General features: G+C 73.7%; 1 protein-coding gene and 2 pseudogenes. 1 reads left to right on the top strand and 2 read right to left on the bottom strand.

Annotated elements, in window-relative coordinates; all coding sequences use genetic code 11:
* Nucleotides 1-100: 100 nt before the first annotated feature.
* Nucleotides 101-370 (top strand): annotated as a pseudogene (locus ABZ885_RS41135) (Rieske (2Fe-2S) protein); the annotation flags it as partial.
* A 69-nt stretch (nt 371-439) separates the two neighbouring features.
* Here the strand turns inward: ABZ885_RS41135 and ABZ885_RS41130 are convergent.
* Complete coding sequence (locus tag ABZ885_RS41130; RefSeq protein WP_360200323.1) at nt 440-676, bottom strand: hypothetical protein; 237 nt, start codon at nt 674-676, stop codon at nt 440-442.
* Nucleotides 677-863: 187 nt separating this feature from the next.
* Nucleotides 864-1,446 (bottom strand): annotated as a pseudogene (locus ABZ885_RS41125) (sugar ABC transporter permease); the annotation flags it as partial.

The raw sequence follows: 1,446 nt of genomic DNA, 5'->3' as shown, positions 1-1,446 counted from the left end.
GAGATCCCCCGCGAGCTGTGGCTTTCCTGGGGCGGCACGAACGTCAGCGTGCATCACGTGTCCGCGCTGATCGACCAGATGAGGTTTCCCGGACGGCACCCCGACCCGCCGGACGGCGGGCGTCATCGGCGTGGTGGTGGTCCGGAGCACCGAGGGCTTCGCGGTGCTCGCCGAGCGCTGTGCCCACCTCTCCGGGCCGCTCGCCGAGGGCACCGTGGTGGACGGCTGCCTGCGCTGTCCGTGGCACGGCAGTGAGTTCCGGCTGCAGGACGGCGAGGTCGTGCAGGGGCCGGCCACCGCCCCGCAGCCGGTCTTCGAGACCCGGGTGCTGGCCGGCCGCCTGGAGGTCCGGCTCCCCGGCGCGGGCTGACCCTCGCGGCTGGCCCTCAAGGCTGACCCTCGGGGACGCGCCGCCCTCCCGACGCCCCACCGCCCCGCCTCAGGCCTCCTGGGCGTCGAGCCAGTGCAGCAGGACGGCGCGTTCGGCCTCGGTGCCGACGCGGGCGGCGGGGTCGAGCGCCCACTGCCGGATCCGCCCGAGCGTCTCCGGGTCGAGGTCGAGGTAGAGCCGCCAGTGGGCCCGGGGGTGACAGTCCGGGTCGCGCGGTAACCCGCACTCGTGGCAGTGGGTGAAGAAGGCATCGACCAATCGGTGCACGATCGTCTCGGCGGACATGGACGGCGCTCCTCCACGCACTGGGTTCGCACCGCCGGCCTCCACGGACCGGCGGGCCCGGTCTCCAGGGTGCGCAACCGGCGGCCCGCCCGGCAGGGACCAACGTCACCGGAACACCGGAACACCGGAACACGGCGGGCCCGGTACCCGTGGGGGTGGGTACCGGGCCGTTCGAGGGGGGGTGGCGTCAGCCGCGTCCGGAGGACTTCTGGGTGCGGCGCGAGACCGAGTCGAGCACGACGGCGGCGAGCAGCACCGCGCCGGTGATCATGTACTGGATGGCCTGCGCGGCGTGGACCATGTCCAGACCGGTGGTGATCGACTGGATGACCAGGATGCCGAGCAGCGCGGACCAGGTCTTGCCGCGGCCGCCGAAGAGGCTGGTGCCGCCGATGACGGCCGCCGCGATGGCGCTCATCAGGACGTTGCCGCCACCGAGGGTCTTGTCGGCGGAGCCCTGCTGGGACGCGATGAAGAGGCCGCCGAGACCGGCCAGGCCGGCCGAGATCATGAAGACCGAGATGCGGACCCGGGCGACGTTGATGCCGGCCCGGCGGGCCGCCTCGATGCCACCGCCGACGGCGAAGATCTTCCGGCCGTAGGAGGTGCGGCGCAGCACGAAGTCGGTCAGCACGACCACGCCGAGCAGGATCACCAGGGGCAGCGGCAGGCCGCGGTCCTGGTTGAGCATGTAGGCGCCGCCCAGGGCGAGCACGGCCAGGGCGCCGGTGCGCAGCGCGATCTCGCTGGTGCGCGGCCTGCAGCGCGTC

Origin of the sequence: Kitasatospora sp. NPDC047058 (genome assembly GCF_040643935.1) — a bacterium.
In the GTDB taxonomy this organism is placed as follows: Bacteria; Actinomycetota; Actinomycetes; order Streptomycetales; family Streptomycetaceae; genus Kitasatospora.
Note: the sequence above shows the minus strand (reverse complement) of the source record. Positions and strands in the feature narration are given on the sequence as shown.